This window comes from Thioclava electrotropha (assembly GCF_002085925.2).
Taxonomy (GTDB): domain Bacteria; phylum Pseudomonadota; class Alphaproteobacteria; order Rhodobacterales; family Rhodobacteraceae; genus Thioclava; species Thioclava electrotropha.
This window is the reverse complement of the sequence record NZ_CP053562.1, coordinates 1,418,569-1,435,902: the sequence shown is the minus strand read 5'-3', so window position 1 is coordinate 1,435,902 and position 17,334 is coordinate 1,418,569. Positions and strand designations below refer to the sequence as shown.

General features: G+C 61.5%; 12 protein-coding genes and 1 tRNA gene. 8 read left to right on the top strand and 5 right to left on the bottom strand.

Features of this window, described 5'->3' with window-relative positions:
• Positions 1–824: 824 nt before the first annotated feature.
• The 6 genes from AKL02_RS06845 (at position 825) to AKL02_RS06820 (ending at position 9,801) form a co-directional block, all read left to right on the top strand.
• Entirely contained in the window at positions 825–1,040 is a 216-nt protein-coding gene (locus tag AKL02_RS06845; RefSeq protein ID WP_133051915.1) for a hypothetical protein, read from the top strand.
• 110 nt (positions 1,041–1,150) lie between these two features.
• On the top strand, positions 1,151–1,528 hold the full coding sequence (locus tag AKL02_RS06840; protein ID WP_133051914.1) for a hypothetical protein: 378 nt from the start codon (positions 1,151–1,153) through the stop codon (positions 1,526–1,528).
• Between the two features lie 223 nt (positions 1,529–1,751).
• Positions 1,752–6,074: an NACHT domain-containing antiphage protein HyoA gene (locus AKL02_RS06835; RefSeq protein WP_165756913.1), complete on the top strand. Its 4,323-nt coding sequence runs from the start codon at positions 1,752–1,754 to the stop codon at positions 6,072–6,074.
• A gap of 309 nt (positions 6,075–6,383) precedes the next feature.
• On the top strand, positions 6,384–7,673 hold the full coding sequence (locus AKL02_RS06830) for a Pre (Mob) type recombination enzyme (protein ID WP_133051913.1): 1,290 nt from the start codon (positions 6,384–6,386) through the stop codon (positions 7,671–7,673).
• A 123-nt stretch (positions 7,674–7,796) separates the two neighbouring features.
• Positions 7,797–8,183 carry a hypothetical protein gene (locus AKL02_RS06825; RefSeq protein ID WP_083074966.1) on the top strand — a complete coding sequence of 129 codons (387 nt, stop codon included), beginning with the start codon at positions 7,797–7,799 and terminating at the stop codon, positions 8,181–8,183.
• 313 nt (positions 8,184–8,496) lie between these two features.
• Positions 8,497–9,801 (top strand): DUF3422 family protein, encoded by a 1,305-nt coding sequence (locus AKL02_RS06820; protein ID WP_083074963.1) that lies wholly within the window; start codon positions 8,497–8,499, stop codon positions 9,799–9,801.
• Here AKL02_RS06820 and ybaK read toward each other — a convergent pair.
• The 5 genes from ybaK to AKL02_RS06795 all read right to left on the bottom strand — a co-directional run bounded on the left by ybaK (position 9,795) and on the right by AKL02_RS06795 (position 15,558).
• On the bottom strand, positions 9,795–10,274 hold the full coding sequence (gene ybaK / locus AKL02_RS06815; RefSeq protein ID WP_083074960.1) for a Cys-tRNA(Pro) deacylase: 480 nt from the start codon (positions 10,272–10,274) through the stop codon (positions 9,795–9,797). The genes AKL02_RS06820 and ybaK overlap by 7 nt on opposite strands.
• A gap of 8 nt (positions 10,275–10,282) precedes the next feature.
• Entirely contained in the window at positions 10,283–11,110 is an 828-nt protein-coding gene (locus AKL02_RS06810; RefSeq protein WP_083074957.1) for an aldo/keto reductase, read from the bottom strand.
• 131 nt (positions 11,111–11,241) lie between these two features.
• Positions 11,242–12,786, bottom strand: coding sequence for a choline-sulfatase (gene betC / locus AKL02_RS06805; RefSeq protein ID WP_083074954.1), 1,545 nt, complete (start codon positions 12,784–12,786; stop codon positions 11,242–11,244).
• 104 nt (positions 12,787–12,890) lie between these two features.
• The gene (locus AKL02_RS06800) at positions 12,891–15,212 is read right to left on the bottom strand and encodes a Hint domain-containing protein (RefSeq protein ID WP_232621729.1); all 2,322 of its coding nucleotides are present in this window, start codon (positions 15,210–15,212) and stop codon (positions 12,891–12,893) included.
• Between the two features lie 269 nt (positions 15,213–15,481).
• Positions 15,482–15,558, bottom strand: a tRNA-Ile gene (locus AKL02_RS06795).
• Between the two features lie 135 nt (positions 15,559–15,693).
• On the opposite strand from AKL02_RS06795, the gene purM reads away from it, so the two are divergent.
• Positions 15,694–16,740, top strand: a complete 1,047-nt coding sequence (gene purM, locus AKL02_RS06790) for a phosphoribosylformylglycinamidine cyclo-ligase (protein ID WP_083074952.1) — start codon at positions 15,694–15,696, stop codon at positions 16,738–16,740.
• Positions 16,737–17,324, top strand: coding sequence for a phosphoribosylglycinamide formyltransferase (gene purN, locus AKL02_RS06785; protein WP_083074949.1), 588 nt, complete (start codon positions 16,737–16,739; stop codon positions 17,322–17,324). Before purM ends, purN begins: the two co-directional genes overlap by 4 nt.
• Positions 17,325–17,334 lie beyond the last annotated feature (10 nt).

The window sequence follows — 17,334 nt, the reverse complement described above, 5'->3', positions numbered from 1 at the left end:
CGCGCGGAACCTCACCACAAACCCCGATACGCGGCCTCGGGGCTTGGCTTGATTGCGTGCGTCAAAGACGCTGCACGCAAGCAAGACATGCGCCGAGGCCTTCTCCCCTCCCACGACCCATTGATCGCTCGCCTGCGGGCAGATCGCGCGGATGCAGGGGAGAGCGTCGAGAGGGGTGACATCCCTCTCGACCCGCCGGAGGCGCCGGGAGAGTTCAGAGAGGGTGGCGAGCGCCTCTTCGATCCGTCGGAAGGACGCCGAGAGGGTCCGGGGAGAATGGCGAAGGTCTCCCCCGGTCCGCCGGATGGGCGCCTTTGGGTGCAGGGAAAGTGGCGAACGATCCCTGCCCTGGGGGTTTGGGGGATGTGGAGCTTCCCCCATGCGGCGCGCAGCGGCGCCGGGTCTGGGGCTGCGCCCCAGCGAACGCTCGGGACGCGCTATTGGCCGGAGGACGATTGCGCGGGCCGTCTAGTGAGTAGAGGGCCCTGCGCGCCGGTTAGGCAAAGGCCTGTGGAACGAGGGTGTGCTTGGGGCAGCTGCATTCCGGGGGGGGGCGGTTCAGTCGTTGGGGAGGAAAGACTGATGGTGAATGTCGTCTGCATCAGACCCCCTCAATCGGCTCTGAGCTGCCGCACAGCAGCTGACCTGACATTGCAGTGCAGCTTCCGCATTGCTTCCATTCGAGCGGCGCGCAGAATTTGTGCGTTGCAAGTTCGCAAACATCCCATGCATACTGAAATTGGAATTATCAGCTCACAATTCAGAGAAATCCCAGGTGTGGTTTCCCGCGAGGCTGACTGGGAAATATTTTGGAGGCGGGTCTAGTGTCACTTACATTTTCCGGAAAGCAGGGAAACTCCGCGGATTTCGAAACACTTATAGAGGCATTTGATGGCAACACACGCGTCGTTGTGGTCAGCTCACAAGAGGCGATTGACGATTACGGGTTGCCTGCGGTGCAGCAGAAAGCTTCTGAGAAATACGACAAAAAGCTCTTCGACGCGGCGGGGCGCATAAAAGTGTTCACGACTGATTTCTAGGAACGGCCTAAAGCTGCCATTCATGCTGCAAGCCACCGTTGCAATGCAGCTTACTTGAAGCGGACATTATATGCTATTCGGTAGCGACCGAGCAATTTAAGGTTCAGGCGATGACAAAGCTGCCAGTAAAGGCTCTCCCCGCCAACGATTCTGGCCGCTTGCTGGTTCGTCTCAACAAAGCGTACCGGGCCGGTATCCCGCGCTATGGCATTGCTAATCTGTCAAACGCCGAGAACGCCAAATCTGTTAAAGTTCTCGTCCTTGGGCATGACGACGGGTCTGCCATCTTCATGCCATATGACATCAGAGAAGCTCTCGGTGTAGACAAAGGTGGAAGTCTCAATTTTTCCATCACCAAGGTTAGATGGCCTGGAAAAATTGGCTGGCTTCTAAAAACGCCCGATCCAGCCGTTCACGTCCCTGCTTGGCTCGCACTGATGTCTGTTCTCTTGGGTGTCATAAGCATCACAATTGCCCTGTGCGAGTGACGACACGACACTGACGATCAGTTCCATTTCGGGCTCTTGCACCGCAGTCGCTCGAAGCGGTCGTTCATACTCAGCGTGGCATCCCCGTTCGCAGTAAGCGAAAATGCGTGTCTCTCTCGGCCCAAAACTCTCCCACGCTCACTGCGCTTAGGGCTTGAACGAGAAGCTGGCGACGGTGAATATCTCCTATCCGACCCGATAATTACGTGCTTGGAGTTAGCCTTTGACCCGTGGTGATCACGTCCCGCTCGACCGCACGTTCTCGCCGCTTCACGCGACAGAAAAAGATGCGAAGAACCACGAAATCATGGCTTTCGTCGGTGGACGTAAGCCGATCGACTGGGACACCGTGGAAAGCACCCGTCGTGCGGTCATCCTTGCCGGGGCGGGTATCGGCAAAACGCACGAGATGTGGATACGAGCGAAAGCGAAGCGTCAAGTGGGCGGTGCCGCATTTTTCATTCGCATCGAAGACATCATCGAAGACTTCGAACTGGCGTTCGAGGTCGGAGACGCCGATGAATTTGACGCCTGGCTGACGTCGTCGGATGAGGCGTGGTTCTACCTCGACTCCATCGATGAGGCGCGCCTCGATGACCCAAGGGCTTTCGAGAAAGCGATACGCCGCTTCGCCCGCCGCATAAAGTCTGCTCAACACCGCGCGCACGTCGTGATCTCGAGCCGTCCGTACGCCTGGCGTAGCCACACCGATTACCTGATGGTGAAGAAGCATCTGCCCTATGCGACGCCGAGGAGCGGGGTCGCGCAAACTGGCGAAGCTGACGAGCCTGCCAACGAGGGTCGCCATAAGGTGGAAGAGACGTCGACTGCCGATGATGGCTTGAGTGTCTTCGTTTTGAACGACCTCACGGGACCAGAAATGCGCGTCTTTGCTGAGGCGCGTGGCGTTGATAATGCTGACCGATTGGTCGACGACATACAGCGACGTAATCTAACCGCGGTTGCCGCGCGGCCTTTCGATCTCGAAGGTATAATCGAAAAGTGGAAGGAGGACGGCAAACTCGGGAGTCGTTTCGATTTTCTGAACTTTGGGATCAGTAAAAGGCTTTCGGAAAGCAATCCCACCCGAGACAGGCAACAGCCGCTCAATCGAGAAATGGCTCGAGCAGGCGCGAGAAGTCTGGCAGCGGCCGTAGTCCTATCTGGGAAATCTGGAATCAACGTCCCGGACGAGCACCCGCGGAAGGATGGAGTGGACGCGGTCGTTGTTCTCGGCGACTGGCATCCAAACGATGTTCACGCCCTGCTCGAGCGTGGGATCTTCGATGATGCCATCTACGGAAAGGTGCGTTTCCGACACCGTGAGGTGCGCGAATTTCTCGCGGCCGAATGGCTGGCAGAACATCTGAAAACGGGCAGCTCTCGTCGCGCGGTCGAGACTTTGATCTTTCGCGAGAAGTACGGCCACAAGTTCATCGCGCCGAGCCTGAGACCGCTGCTGCCGTGGTTGATCTTGCTCGATGACAACATCCGTCAGAAGGCAGTTTCGCTCAGCCCGGAAATCGTCGTGGAAGGGGGAGACGTGTCGCGTCTTCCCGTGGACGAAAGGAAGCGCCTGCTCCACGAAATCGTCGCAAGGATCGCCACGGATGCCGGTTCTCGGTCTGCGAACAACAATGACGCCATCGCGCGAATAGCCCTGCCCGACCTCTCCAATGACGTCCTGGAGCTCATCCAACGGCATCGAGAGAACGACTCCGCCTTGTTCTACTTGGGCAGATTGGTCTGGCAGGGCGAGATGACAGATTGCATAGGCCCTTTGGCGGAGATTGCCACCGACCTCATGCGTGGCCCGTACGCCAGGATTGCTGCGCTTAGAGCTGTCGCAACGGCTGGAACCAGTGGGGACTTTGATACTGTTTGGGATCGAATCGTCGCCAACTCTGGATTGATAGACCGCCGTCTGGCGGCGGAGATTTTTAGTAACGCAACGTCTAATCGTGCGTCCGTTGAACGGCTACTTGCTACGATAGAACGGTTGACGCCGTACGAACGTTTCCAGGTCACCGGATTGTCCGATGCACTGCATCGGTTCATTGACGGCTTCGAGATCGAGAATGCCGAAGGCCAGCGGGAGCTTGCGAGACTGGTTGAAGGCCTGAATAGCATGCTGGGTCGGGCACCTCATCTCCAAGGCGGCCGTGAACGGATATCCCAGAACCACTGTTGGCTTCTCAGCGCAGCAGTGCACGCTGTCGAGCGGCTTGTTGGCGTGCGGTCGATGCATGCTCTTGAAGGCAATTCGGTCGCCATACTGCACAAGCTCTCTGCTGCCCGCTTCTGGCACGATATCGATCTCAGCGAACACGCGACGAGGCTTCAGAAGGCCGTGCCGGAATGGCCTGAATTGAACGACACCATCTTCTGGTCAGCGATCGCCGAAGAGCGGGGGGACCGGGAAGCGACCGATGGTGCTCGTGTGACTGATCCGTTCAAGGCACTGTTTGATGATTGTTGTCGCTACGAAGGCGACGATTTCGAACGCGTATTGACATGGATCTCCGAGCGCGGAAACCAAGACGATAAGCTTGTTGCGGTCACTTTGGCCTATCGTCTGGTCAGAGAAACCAAGCAGCCTGACGAAGGTTTGGCCAAGCTTCGAGACAGGGTCAAAACTGCGCCCGTGCTAGCAGAACACCTTGAAGGTATGATCAGCTGGAAACCCTCTAGAAGGCAGCAGGCCATGGATGAGCGGCTCGAAAAGGCTCGACGCAAACGTCAGAGAAAGGACGCGGTGGCGAAAGAGAGGCGTCGCCGGTGGATCGAGGATCTAAAGGCCGACCCGTCCCTTGTTCGTCGTCCAGAAAGCGTCGAGCCGGGAGAAATGACGAACAATCAGTACCATCTGATGGAAGCGACCCAGAACGGCGACAGTTCCCGCTGGCGTGGTGACGACTGGCGCAGTCTCATCGGCACGTTCGGTGAAGAAGTTGCCTCAGAATACCGCGACGCCGCAATGAGACATTGGCGTCACTATTCACCAAAGGTGGCTTCCGAAGGGCTTGATACGAGCAGCGTTCCGAACACATTGATATTCGGGCTTGCCGGTCTAGAAATCGAAGCCGAGACAATCACCGATTTTCCTAGGCATCTGAGCGATGAGGAATTGCTGCTCGCCGTTCGTTATGTGCCATGGGAACTGAACGGATTTCCGACTTGGTCGGAGAAAGCGTTTCGTGATCGCCCTGAAACCGTCACCGGAATGATGCTCCAAGAACTTGGTTGGGACCTTAGACGCGACGAGGCGCCACGATCCTACATGCTTCATGAAATTGTATACCACGCGCCGTGGCTGCACGCGCATATCGCGGATTGGGTCATTGACTGGCTTGAGGCGAATACGGTGCGCGACACGGTTGTACTTCGCCAAGCAATCTACATCGCCAAGAGCACGGCCGATGGCGGTCGTCTTTCGGACCTCGCACGCAGCAAAGTTGAATTTCATTTGCCGGCATCCGAGAAAGCTAAATGGTACGCGCTCTGGGTTGATACTGAAGCAGCACCGGCGATCCCGCGGTTGGAAGCCTGGCTCGGCGCAATGCCCGCCGACGAGGCATCGACGGCGGCTCAGCATTTCATCATCGAACTCCTTGGCGATCGTCGCGGCCAGCACCTCAGCACCGGATTCGACAGCTATCGCAAGCCGGAACACCTCAAGCGACTTTATACCCTCATGCACCAGCACATTAGGGTGGCAGAGGATATCGAGCGGGCCGGCCGCGGCGTCTACTCTCCTGGGCTACGCGATGACGCCCAAGATGCTCGCAACAGCCTTTTCAACGTCCTCTGCGATATCCCGGGGAAGACAACCTACCTAGCGTTGCGGCAACTGGCTGAGGATCATCCTAATGAGGCCTCGCGCGACTGGATGCAACAATTGGCATATCAACGGGCCGAGAAAGACGGGGACGTCGACGACTGGACTGATGATCAAGTACGTCAGTTCAATGTAGACCAAACGTTGGTGCCGGATACTAACGCCCGGCTCTTCTCCCTGACCGTTAACCGGCTAATCGATATCCGCGCTTGGTTGGAGGATGGCGACGACAGCCCGTACCGGACATGGCAGCGCGCGGAGGCGGAAACGGAGGTGCGAAACCTCATCACCGGTCGCCTTAATGACTTGGCGAATGGGAAATACACGTGTGCCCAAGAAAATGAGATGCCAAACTCCCAACGGCCCGACATTTGGATGCAAGCGCCGGGCGTCACGCCCGTTCCGATTGAACTGAAGCTACTGGACAAGGGCTGGACGGGACCTGAACTGTGCGAGCGGCTTCGAAACCAACTCGCCGGAGACTATCTCCGCGCGGAGGCCGGTGGCCGAGGTATCATGCTTCTGACTTGGCAAGGGCGAGCGGCAGATCGCAAGTGGGAGATCGGCGGTTGCCGAGTTGACCTGAATGGTCTCGAGACCGCCTTGCAGAACTATTGGAATTTGGTCGCTGGTGACTGGCCGGACATTGAAGAGGTCACGGTCATCGTAGTCGACCTCACTCGCCGTGGCCCGCGGTCGGAAACCTGAGGTGCCACGGATAGCACGCAATAAGTTGCACTGACGACAAATGAAGGGTGCAGTCGGGGAGGAACAAAGTTGAAGGCATGCGACAGTCTCAATTGATTTAGCCTGCTTTGGGCCTTTCAACAGACTGCTTTTCACACCGCAGAGAACGACTGCGCTCCGCCCTTTGTGACCGAGTCTCCCCCGATCGCTTCGCCATCCCCGACACCCGCCTCGCAGGCACCTCCCGGGTAGATACCGGGGGAAATTCACAGCGATTTCCGCGCCAAATGACATGAACCCACCTCGATCTCACAAACACGGAGATCGACCATGTCATCAGCAACGAAAACCCACTACCCAATCGTCATGCGCATGCAAGGTATGCACCCCCGCAATCTTGCCGGTTACGAGAAGCACCGGATGCGCAGCGGGGGTGATAACGGCCATTGCGAACAAAGTCCCAAGAGCCCGAACAGGCGGCTACTCGGCTCGGAAACCTGGGCGCAGGATGCGTGGGACGAGATTCAAGACATGCGCCACGCGAACCATCTCCTCGAACTGGAGCAGCTGCGCCGCCGGCGTCGGAAGACGGAACTTAAGAATGCGCTTTTCCGTGGGCCGCGCGATCCCTGGCGCGCAACCCGGCACGGTCCGCTGCGCGAAATCATTCTGACGGTAAACAAAGAGTGGTTCGACAAAGATCTTACCGAGTTTCTCGGCGAGAGCGGCCCGACGCGAGAGATGCAATTCGAGATGCGAGCCAAGGAGTGGCTCTTGACCAATTTCGGCGACGACTGCGTTCATGCACGCGCCGATCTCGACGAAACAGCATATCATATCCACGCTGTGATCATTCCCCGCGCAGTGACAACCGATGGCCGGCGTATGCTGCAGCCAGCAGTCCATCCGCTGATCCGGAGCTACGAGAAGGCGCAAGATAGCGTCGGCGAATGGTTCGCGGAGATTGGGCTCCAGCGCGGCGAGCGTCGCAAGCAAGCCCTGCGGGAGGCCCTTAAACACAACAGGAAAGTCCGCGAAGCGCGCGCGAATGGGGCGGCCGATCCTGGAACCGAGATCGCGTTGCCAGAACATCGCGATCACGTCAGCCCACGGAAATGGCGCGAGAGCCAGGAGATTGAGCTGGCCACTCGCGACAAGGTGGTGAAGCAGGCCGAGGGAACCCTCGCTGCCGAAAAATCGGCGCTCGCAGATCAAGAGCGTACCGTCACGCAGCGGCAGCAAGAGGCTCAGTCCGTGCTTGATGTCGCGGCTGCGGTGGCTGAAGGCCGCGTGGATATTGGCTCCGACACGGACGAGACCGTGCGACAGGACGCTCAAGTCGATACGACATCGCCTGTGCGGCTCCTTTTCGGACGCGCGCTCGAGGTTCTCCGACAACGAGCACGCAAAGAAGCACGCGCCGAACTCGATGATGAGTTCACCCAGATTGAGGCGGCGGACGCAGCGCTTCTCGAGATCGCGACCACGCTTCCAGACAAAGCGCGCCAACGTCTCGCTCAGGCGCGCAGATCGCTTTCGTTGCCGCTGAATGCGCTTCGGCGACGCTTGTCGCGCGCCCGGTCCGACGACGTCGGTCGGGGCTCGGATGAGAAAACGTGAAAAGTTCGCGAATTCGATTTCCGCGCTCAGCGCGATGAACCCACCTCCTAAACAGCGGCCAAGAAGCCCCGCGATAGGCGCGGGGCAGGCGCTGCAAAGACCGCCACGAAAGGACTCGACTACATGGCACAGAAACACCGGCATCCTGTCATCGACTGGAACCGTATGACCGACCGCCAACGGCAAATGAAAGCCCGCGCGGAAAACCTCACTGCCCAGATCGCTCTTGATCAGCACCGCGAACATGACCGCGCGAATAAAGCGCTCTTCGCAAGCCTCGAGAGCGTCTTGGCCCAGCTGGCGGGTACGCCCAAAGCGGAAGAGTTCTTCCGCCTGTTCAGCGAAACCGCCACGCAGGCGAATGCCAAGCGGATCGCAAACCACCCCGACTGCCCGGACGTCGTGCGCGACGAGATCGCGCAGCGGATCGAAAAGACTGGCGCCACACGTGAAAACGAAGGCGTTGCAAGCGTTGCGCCCGGGAATTCGGGCAACGCCGACGAAGACTGATCGACCTTAGATCACGCAAAACGAACAGGAAAAGGGCGCGGTGCAATCCGCGCCCTTTCTCTTTGTCACGGGCTCCTCATTGGCTGGGCAGCGATCGGAACGTACCGGCGCAGTCCGGTACCATCAGCCAGTTAAGCACTGCAGAGGCACTCCGCTGACAACTATCGGTCGGGTTAGGCCCCCTGCCCTCTCTTGATCCGCGTGGCGCTGTGGCAGATTTGCCCGGTATTCCGATGCATGCCGTCAAACGCTTGATCAGCCGGGAATTTCGCCGCAGCTAGAGGGTAACACCCGCGTGAGCGAGACTTGAGAGATGACCGCCGACCCAAAGCCCCACCTGCCCGACCATCCCCAGCGCTATGCGCTCGTGAACGAATTGCACGCCCGCCCCTATCCGAAACTCGGCGTGCCGGGACATGCGGTCTATGTCGCCTTCAAGGAGCCGCGCGACGCCGCCAATCGCGACCGCAGCAAGGATCACGATCACCTCGTCGATCTTCTGACGCGCAACGGGGCGGCGCAGCCACAGGCGGGGATCACCCATTACGGCGGCAAGATCGGTCGCCATGAGGTGAAATGGGAGAGCCATACCGAATTCACCACCTATCTCGCGTTCGGCAAGGGCGTGTCGTCGCGCGCTTTCGACCCGGCGGAGACCGAGATATTCCCCGACAGCTGGATCGATGCGGCACCCGGCGGACGGATCGCCGCGGTGCAGATCCGCATCGAGGAGCTGCCCGAGAACCCCGACGACATCTCGCCGCTGCTGGAGCAATGGTTCGTCACCGAAAGCCTCGTCTGCACCTGGGTGCTCGACGGGGCGGCGGTGGTCGCGGGAGATTTCCGGATCGACCCGAACGGGCAGATGCGCTTTGCCGTCTTCGCGCGACCCGGCACCGGGCCCGGGCGGATCGGGCGCACGGTGCAGCGGCTTTGCGAGCTGGAAACCTATCGCGCGATGTCGATGCTGGGGCTGGCGCGGGCGCGCGACCTGTCGAAGCGGCTCAATGCGCTCGACCCGCGCCTGACCGAGATCGTGGACGGGATGGGCAATGACGCCAATTCCGCCGAAGAGACGCTGCACGACCTGCTGGAAATCTCCGCCGAGCTGGAGAGCCTCGCGGTGCAACATTCCTTCCGCTTCTCTGCGACCGGTGCCTATGAGGCGATCGTGCGCGAGCGGGTGGAGGCCCTGCGCGAAAGCCGCTTCGAGGGGCGACAGAAGCTCAGCGAATTCATGGCGCGGCGCTACGATCCGGCGGTGCGCACGGTCAAATCGGCCGAAACGCGGCTGCGCCAGATGGTGACGCGGGCGGCGCGCGCGGGCGAACTGCTACGCACGCGGGTCGATGTGGAACGCTCGGCGCAGAACCAGAAAGTGCTGGAAAGCATGGATCGCCGGTCGGACCTGCAACTGCGCCTGCAGCACACGGTCGAGGGGCTGTCGGTGGTCGCGATCAGCTATTACGCGATCTCGGTCGCGGGCTATCTCGCCTATCCGCTCTCGAAAAAGATCGGGCTGAGCAAAGAGCTGATGATGGCGGGGCTGACGCCGATCGTGATCCTCGCGGTCTGGCTGATGATCCGGCGCATCCGCAAGGGGATGGGCGGTCACTGATCGGCGATGAGGGGCTTTGCCTCGGCCCGCGCGGCTGACAGCGCCTCATCAGGTAGAAGTTCGATCATCAGCCCGCGCTTGCCGCCGTTCAGGATGATCCGGTCATAGCGAAGCGCGCTCTGCTCAAACGCCACCGGGCTTGCGCGTTTCTGGCCGAAGGGGCTGATGCCGCCGGTGCGAAACCCGGTCAGCTTCTCGGCCTTGGCGGGCTCCATCATCTTCGCGGATTTGCCCCCGAAGGCCGCGGCCACCTTCTTCATCGACAGTGTCGCGTCAGACGGGATCACCGCGCAGGCAGGCTTGCCATCCACCTCGACCATCAGGGTCTTGAGAACCCGCGAAGGCTCCACTCCGAGCGCACCGGCGGCATGGAGGCCGATCTTCTCCTGACCGGCCTCATAGGCATATTCGTGCAGTTCGAAGGCGAGCTTGGCGCGGGTCAGCGCCTGTGTCGCCGGGGTGGCATGACCCATCGGGCTCCTCAGAAATCGGCGGTGGCGGGATCCGGCCCGATGCGGCCTCCCGCGGCGTCGATATCCTTGATCTGCGCCATCTCATCCTCGGTCAACTCGAAATCGAACACGTCGATATTCTCGCGCATCCGCTCGTGATTGGAGGATTTCGGGATCGTCACGCAGCCCAGCTGGATCTGCCAGCGCAGCGTGACCTGCGCCGCCGACTTGCCATAGCGGGCCGCGATTTCGGTCAGGATCGGGTTCGAGAGCGCCTCGCCCTGCCCCAGCGGCGACCAGCATTCGGTGGTGATACCGAGTTTTTCATGCACCTCGCGCTGCGCGGCCTGCTGGAAGCGCGGATGCAGCTCGATCTGGTTAATCGCGGGCGCCTCACCAGTTTCTTCGATCAACCGCTCGAGGTGGTCGGGCAGGAAGTTCGACACACCGATCGCGCGGATGCGGCCCGCGTCGCGCAGCTCGATCAGCGCCTTCCATGTCTCGACATATTTGTCCTTGGCGGGCATCGGCCAGTGGATCAGGTAGAGGTCGAGATAGTCGAAGCCCAGTTTGCCCATCGTCTCGTCGAAGGCGCGCTTGGTCTCGTCATAGCCCTGCCGGTCGTTCCAGAGCTTCGAGGTCACGAAGATGTCTTCGCGCGCCACGCCGCTTTGCGCGATGCCGCGGCCCACGCCCGCCTCGTTGCCGTAAGCGGCGGCGGTGTCGATATGGCGATAGCCCGCGTCGAGGGCGTTTTCGATGATGGCGGGCGCATCGGCATCGTCCATTTTCCAGACGCCGAGGCCCAGCTGCGGAATCTTGATGCCGTCATTGAGGGTGAGGGTCGGAACGCTCATGGTCGATCTCCTGTCTGCCTGTTGGGTTGGACAACAGCTTAGGGCGGCGCGGCGTTCCGGAAAGGCGCTCACGGGGTAGTGAAAGGCGCCGGGGATTGGTCCGGGGCTGACACGCCCCGGACCACGCGCTCTTACTCCCCGCGCGGGAAGCGTTTGTTTTCTTCCAGCACGTTAAGGTCCATGTGATTGCGCATATAGGCCTCGGAGGCCTTCTTGAGCGGCTGATAATCCCACGGATACTGGCCGCCCTGGCTGAGCGCCTCGTAGACGACCCAGCGCCGCGCCTGACTGGCCCGGACGTCCTCGTCGAAACGATCCAGATCCCAGCGCTGAGCCGCCTCCGCCTTCAGCGCGGCATAGGCCTCGGCATGGGTGGGATCGTCTGCGAGGTTGGTCAACTCATGCGGATCGGCCTCGACGTCGAAGAGCTGATCGGGATCGAGATTGCACAGGTTCAGCTTGTAGCGCCCTTTGCGCAGGCTCACGAGCGGCGCGTAAGAGGCCTCGGCGGCATATTCCATCGCGACCGCCTCTTTGCGGGGCTCGCGCTTGGCCTGCGGCAGCAGGGTCTGCCCGTCGATCCAGGGCGCGATTTCGTCCATCGAGATGCCCGCCAGATCGCAGAGCGTCGGCGTGACGTCGATCGTCGAGACCGGATCGGAGACCAGCCCCGGCTCCAGCCCCGGTGCCGAGATCATCAGCGGCACGCGCGCCGAGCCCTCGTAGAAGCTCATCTTGAACCACAGCCCCCGCGCGCCCAGCATGTCGCCGTGATCGGAGACGAAGAGGATCGTCGCCTCTTGCCGGGTGTCTTCGAGCACCTGCAGCAGCTCGCCGATCTTGTCGTCGAGATAGGACAGGTTCGCGAAATAGGCGCGGCGCGAGCGGCGGATATCCTCGGTCGTGATGTTGAACTCGCGCCAATCGTTCGCGTCGAAAATCCGCTTCGAGTGGTTGTCCTGCTCCTCGTAGGGGATCGTGCCGACCTCGGGTTCGAGATGGTCGCAGTCCTCGTAGAGATCCCAGTATTTCTTGCGCGCGACGTAGGGGTCGTGGGGATGGGTAAAGCTGACGGTAAGCATCCACGGGCGCGCATCATTGCCCCGCGCCAGATCGTAGAGCTTCATCTTCGCCTCATGGGCGACGTTGTCGTCATATTCCATCTGGTTGGAAATCTCGGCCACCCCTGCCCCGGTCACCGAGCCCATGTTGTGATACCACCAGTCGATCCGCTCGCCGGGCTTGCGGTAATCCGGGGTCCAGCCGAAATCGGCGGGGTAGATATCGGTGGTCAGCCGCTCTTCGAACCCGTGAAGCTGATCGGGGCCCACGAAATGCATCTTGCCCGAGAGGCAAGTCTGGTAGCCCGCGCGGCGCAGGTGGTGGGCATAGGTGGGAATGTCAGAGCGGAACTCGGCCGCGTTGTCATAGACGCCCGTCGTCGAGGGAAGCTGGCCCGACATGAAGGCCGCTCGGCCCGGAGCGCAGAGGGGCGAGCCGGTATAGGCGTTCTCGAACCGCACCGAACGCTCGGCCAGCTTGCGAAGGTTGGGCGTGTGAAGCCACTCCGCCGGACCGTCGGGAAAGAGCGTCCCGTTGAGCTGGTCGACCATCAGGATCAGGATGTTCGGGCGCGGCTTGCTGTCTTCCTTGGGGGAGGTTTCGAGGTCAGGCATTGCAGCGCGCTCCTTTTATTGATCCACGGGTCAATAACCCTCTAGCGATCCGGAGCGGGGGAACGCAAGGGCAACCAGGTCGCACGGAAGTGGCTCTTGCCCGATCAGGCCGCCGCGATGATGCGGGCTTCGTGGCGTTTTAGGCTCGGCCGCGCGGCGAGATAGCTTTCGACTTCGCCGTCCAGTTCCGGGAAGAGCGCAAGCAATTCGGCCCGTTGCGCCTGATCCATATCGTTCATCGTCGCCTGCCCCGGCTGGAAGCTTTCGGTCCAGAGCCCGTCGGAGAAAACGATCTCGTGATTATCGAACATCACGTGGATATAGGTGACCGCCTCGGCCTCTTCGTCGATCTCGATCCCCGGCAACCCGACAAGATGGCGCGCGGCGGCCAGCACCTCCGGCTCGCCCGCGATCAGCTGCGCGCGCGGCCCGGTCAGCAGGATGCGGTGCTGCGGCGAGACGCGCATCTCGCGCTCGGGCTGGTTCGCGCCCAGCGCGCCCGGTGCGATCTTGATGGAGCGGAATTCCGGCTTCGCCAGCAGTTCCGCCGCGCTGAGCGCACGGGTGCCAATCCAGCGGATGACCTGAAAGCCGCTGTCGCGAGTCAGAATGCGATCGCCGACCTGCAGGCTTTCGACCGCGCGGGCGCCGCTATGCGTCGCGATCAAGGTGCCCGGCGTGAAGCAGGGGATGACCTTTTCGATATTCGAGAAGTTGACCGTGCCGACGACCGCGCCATTGCCGTCATAGAAATCGATCGTGCCGTTTTCCGGGTTCGCCGCGTCACGATGCACGGCGACATTGTCCCAGCCCCAGTCGCTGAGGTCGATGATGTCGAAATCGTCGCCCGTCTCCGAGCCGTCGATCGTGTCGCCGGGGACGAGGTCGATGAACCTATCGGCATCCGCGCCACCGATAAGAAGGTCACCGCCGCCGCCCGAGAGCGTATCATTTCCCGCACCGCCATAGAGCTGATCACTGCCGGCGCCGCCTTGCAGAACGTCGTTCCCGTCGCCACCGAACAGCGTGTCATCGCCGGTGCCGCCAACGAGGCTGTCATTGCCTGCGTCGCCGTAAAGCGAGTCATTGCCCGATCCGCCCAGCACGGTGTCATTGCCGGTGCCACCGTAGAGGATGTCATCCGCACCCGCGCCGTCAATATAGTCGTCGCCACCGTTGCCGTAGAAGACGTTGGTGTAGCCATCCGTCGGGTCCGAGGAGGCGCCGTCGAAACCGATCAGCGTGTCGTTGCCCGCCGAGCCGTAGATCCCGTCGACGCCGCTGAGCGTATCGCCCGTCGCATCGCCGCCCGTGGCCGTGCCCGCGCCAAGGTTGATGTTCACCGCGCTCGCGGAATCGGAATAGTCGACATAATCCATCCCGGTTCCGCCCGAGAGGATATCGCCGCCCGCGCCGCCATGCAGCGTGTCATTGCCCGTGCCGCCTTCGAGCGTATCGGTCCCCGCCCCGCCATCGAGCGCGTCGTTGCCCGCACCGCCGATCAGCCGGTCATTCCCGAGACCGCCGATCAGAGTGTCGTTACCGATGCCACCATCGAGCCAGTCATTATCCGCGCCGCCATCGAGGGAATCGTTGCCATCGTTCCCGGTGAGCGTGTCGTTTCCGCTGCCACCGAGGAGCGTGTCATTGCCGGTGCCGCCGATCAGCGAGTCGTTGCCCGACCCGCCATCGATCGAATCGTCGCCCGTACCGCCATCGACCGTGTCATTGCCGAGCCCGGCCAGCACGGTGTCGTTGCCACCATAGGCGCGGATGTAGTCGTCATTGCCGCTGCTGCCCGCGAGCCCCGCATCGTTATTGTCCACGCGGTCGGAGCCATTCGCGATCGGCTCGACATAGTTCACGTCGATGCGGTCCGCCCCTTCGGTGCCGTCGACATAGCCATCGTCGAAGCCGGTGACGTAGCGATCCTGCGCAAGATTGGTGTTTTGATAGCTCACCGCTGAGCCGATGATCATCGACTGGATCGGTTTGGCCTCATAGGCCGCTGTGGTTGCATTATTCGACAGTTCCGGCGCGAGGAACACTTCGCCCGTCGTGGTCTGCACGAGGACCGATTGCACATTCGCCGTGGTGCCGTCGGTGTAGGTGATGGTCGTGTTGTAGACCACCAGACCGTCATAGGTGAAATCGCGAACGCCCTGACCGTCACCGATATCGGTGCGGATCGTGTCGTTGGACGTGTTGTTATTGGTGTCGAGAACACCACTCGAGCCGCCATTGTCGATCAGCGTTGCTTCGGTGATGTGGCTGAACAGCGGATCGGTGGAGGACCCAGCGGAGGCGTTCTGGAGAAGGTTGTAATTCTCCATGCTCGAATTTCCCTCTTGGGAATCCAAGTAGTAGATGTTGCCGTTCGCGTCCTCGGCGACGCCGAGATATATCCAGTTGAACGTCGTGGCCATGTCGCCGCTGCTTTACCTTGTTACCGTCGGACCGGCCCGCGAGGGACCGGTCTCCGACTTTCGAAGACTGTGCAAAAATATCGGGGCCTATGACGTGGCTGCTCGATTTTTATAGTTACTGATACTCTAACAAGGCCCTCATTTGGCGCGGGTTCGTGATCGTCTCACGGCGCAATTTGGGCGAAATGGGGGCTTTCCGGGCGAGGCGACACGCATAGGGAGAGTCGTGGCAACACGGCCACGAAGCCGCGGAAATTTCGGCGGAAAACTGGTAGGCCCGGCAGGACTTGAACCCGCAACCAAGGCGTTATGAGCGCCCTGCTCTAACCAATTGAGCTACAGGCCCACCATTGCGTATTCCTCTAGTCAGGCCGCACGCGCGCGTCAAGAAAGCGCGCACCCCCATCCCCTTCGACGTTGCGGGGCGCGTGCGGTTACGCTAGGGCTTCGGCCAAGAGTTTACTTGCCGGAGTGCGCCGCGATGACCGAGAAAAAACAGGGCCTCACCTATGCCGATGCGGGCGTCGATATCGACGCGGGCAATGCATTGGTGGACCGGATCAAACCCGCAGCCAAGCGCACGCAGCGCTCGGGCACGATGTCGGGTCTGGGCGGCTTCGGCGCGCTGTTCGATCTGAAGGCGGCGGGCTACAACGATCCGATCCTCGTCGGCGCGACCGATGGTGTGGGCACCAAGCTGCGCATAGCAATCGATACTGGCAATGTCGACACGATCGGCATCGACCTCGTGGCGATGTGCGTTAACGATCTGGTCTGCCAAGGTGCGGAGCCGCTGTTTTTCCTCGATTATTTCGCGACCGGCAAGCTCGAGCTCGATCAGGCCGCGCGCATCATCGAGGGCATCGCGGAAGGCTGCGCGCAATCGGGCTGCGCGCTGATCGGCGGCGAGACGGCGGAAATGCCGGGCATGTATTCCAAGGGCGATTTCGACCTCGCGGGCTTCGCGGTCGGCGCGATGGAGCGGGGCACCGACCTGCCCGCAGGCGTGGCCGAGGGTGACGTGCTTCTGGGCCTCGGCTCGAACGGCGTGCATTCCAACGGCTATTCCTTCGTGCGCAAGGTGGTCGAGATGTCCGGCCTCGGCTGGGACGCGGACTGCCCCTTCGGTGAGGGCTCGCTTGGCGAGGCGCTGCTGGCGCCCACCCGGCTTTACGTCAAACAATGCCTGGCCGCGGTGCGCGCAGGCGGCGTTCACGCGCTGGCCCATATCACCGGCGGCGGCCTGACCGAGAACCTGCCCCGCGTTCTGCCCGAGGGCTTGGGCGCGACGATCGACCTCGACGCGTGGGAACTGCCCGGCGTGTTCCGCTGGCTGGCCGAGACCGCTTCGATGGAAGAGCGCGAACTGCTGAAAACCTTCAATTGCGGCATCGGCATGATCGTCGTCGTCGCGGCGGACAAGGCCGACGAGGTCGCCACCCTGCTCGCAGGCGAAGGCGAGAGCGTTACCCGCATCGGCACCGTCACGTCCAATGAGGGCATCGCCTACGAGGGCGCGCTGCTGTGATCCGTGTCGCGATCCTGATCTCGGGCGGCGGCTCGAACATGGTCCGACTGGTCGAGAGCATGGCAGAGGACCACCCTGCCCGCCCGGTGCTGGTCGCATCGAACGACGCGCGGGCGTCGGGGCTGGAGAAGGCCGCGCGGATGGGCGTGCCGACCGCCGCCATCGACCACCGCCCCTATGGCAAGGATCGTGCCGCCTTCGAGGCCGAACTGCTGAAACCGATCCTCGCCGCGAAACCCGATGTGCTCTGCCTCGCGGGCTTCATGCGGGTGCTGACGCCGGACTTCGTGGCGCAGTTCGAGGGCCGGATGCTCAACATCCACCCCTCGCTTTTGCCGAAATATCCCGGGCTGCACACCCATAAGCGCGCGATCGAGGCGGGCGATGCGGTGGCGGGCTGCACCGTGCATGAGGTGACGCCGGTGCTCGATGACGGGCCGATCCTCGGTCAGGCGCGCGTTCCGATCGAGCCGGGCGACACGCCCGACGATCTGGCCGCTCGCGTGCTGGTGCAGGAACATCGCCTCTATCCGGCGGTGCTGCGCCGGTTCGCCGAGGGCGACCGCACGCCGGTCTTTCTGTAAGCGCCCATTT

Coding starts and splice junctions, on each gene's coding strand:
- AKL02_RS06820 (WP_083074963.1), top strand. CDS start 8,497: ATGACCGCCGACCCAAAGCCCCACCTGCCCGACCATCCCCAGCGCTAT.
- purM (WP_083074952.1), top strand. CDS start 15,694: ATGACCGAGAAAAAACAGGGCCTCACCTATGCCGATGCGGGCGTCGAT.
- AKL02_RS06810 (WP_083074957.1), bottom strand. CDS start 11,110: ATGAGCGTTCCGACCCTCACCCTCAATGACGGCATCAAGATTCCGCAG.
- AKL02_RS06830 (WP_133051913.1), top strand. CDS start 6,384: ATGTCATCAGCAACGAAAACCCACTACCCAATCGTCATGCGCATGCAA.
- AKL02_RS06800 (WP_232621729.1), bottom strand. CDS start 15,212: ATGGCCACGACGTTCAACTGGATATATCTCGGCGTCGCCGAGGACGCG.
- ybaK (WP_083074960.1), bottom strand. CDS start 10,274: ATGGGTCATGCCACCCCGGCGACACAGGCGCTGACCCGCGCCAAGCTC.
- betC (WP_083074954.1), bottom strand. CDS start 12,786: ATGCCTGACCTCGAAACCTCCCCCAAGGAAGACAGCAAGCCGCGCCCG.
- AKL02_RS06825 (WP_083074966.1), top strand. CDS start 7,797: ATGGCACAGAAACACCGGCATCCTGTCATCGACTGGAACCGTATGACC.
- AKL02_RS06840 (WP_133051914.1), top strand. CDS start 1,151: ATGACAAAGCTGCCAGTAAAGGCTCTCCCCGCCAACGATTCTGGCCGC.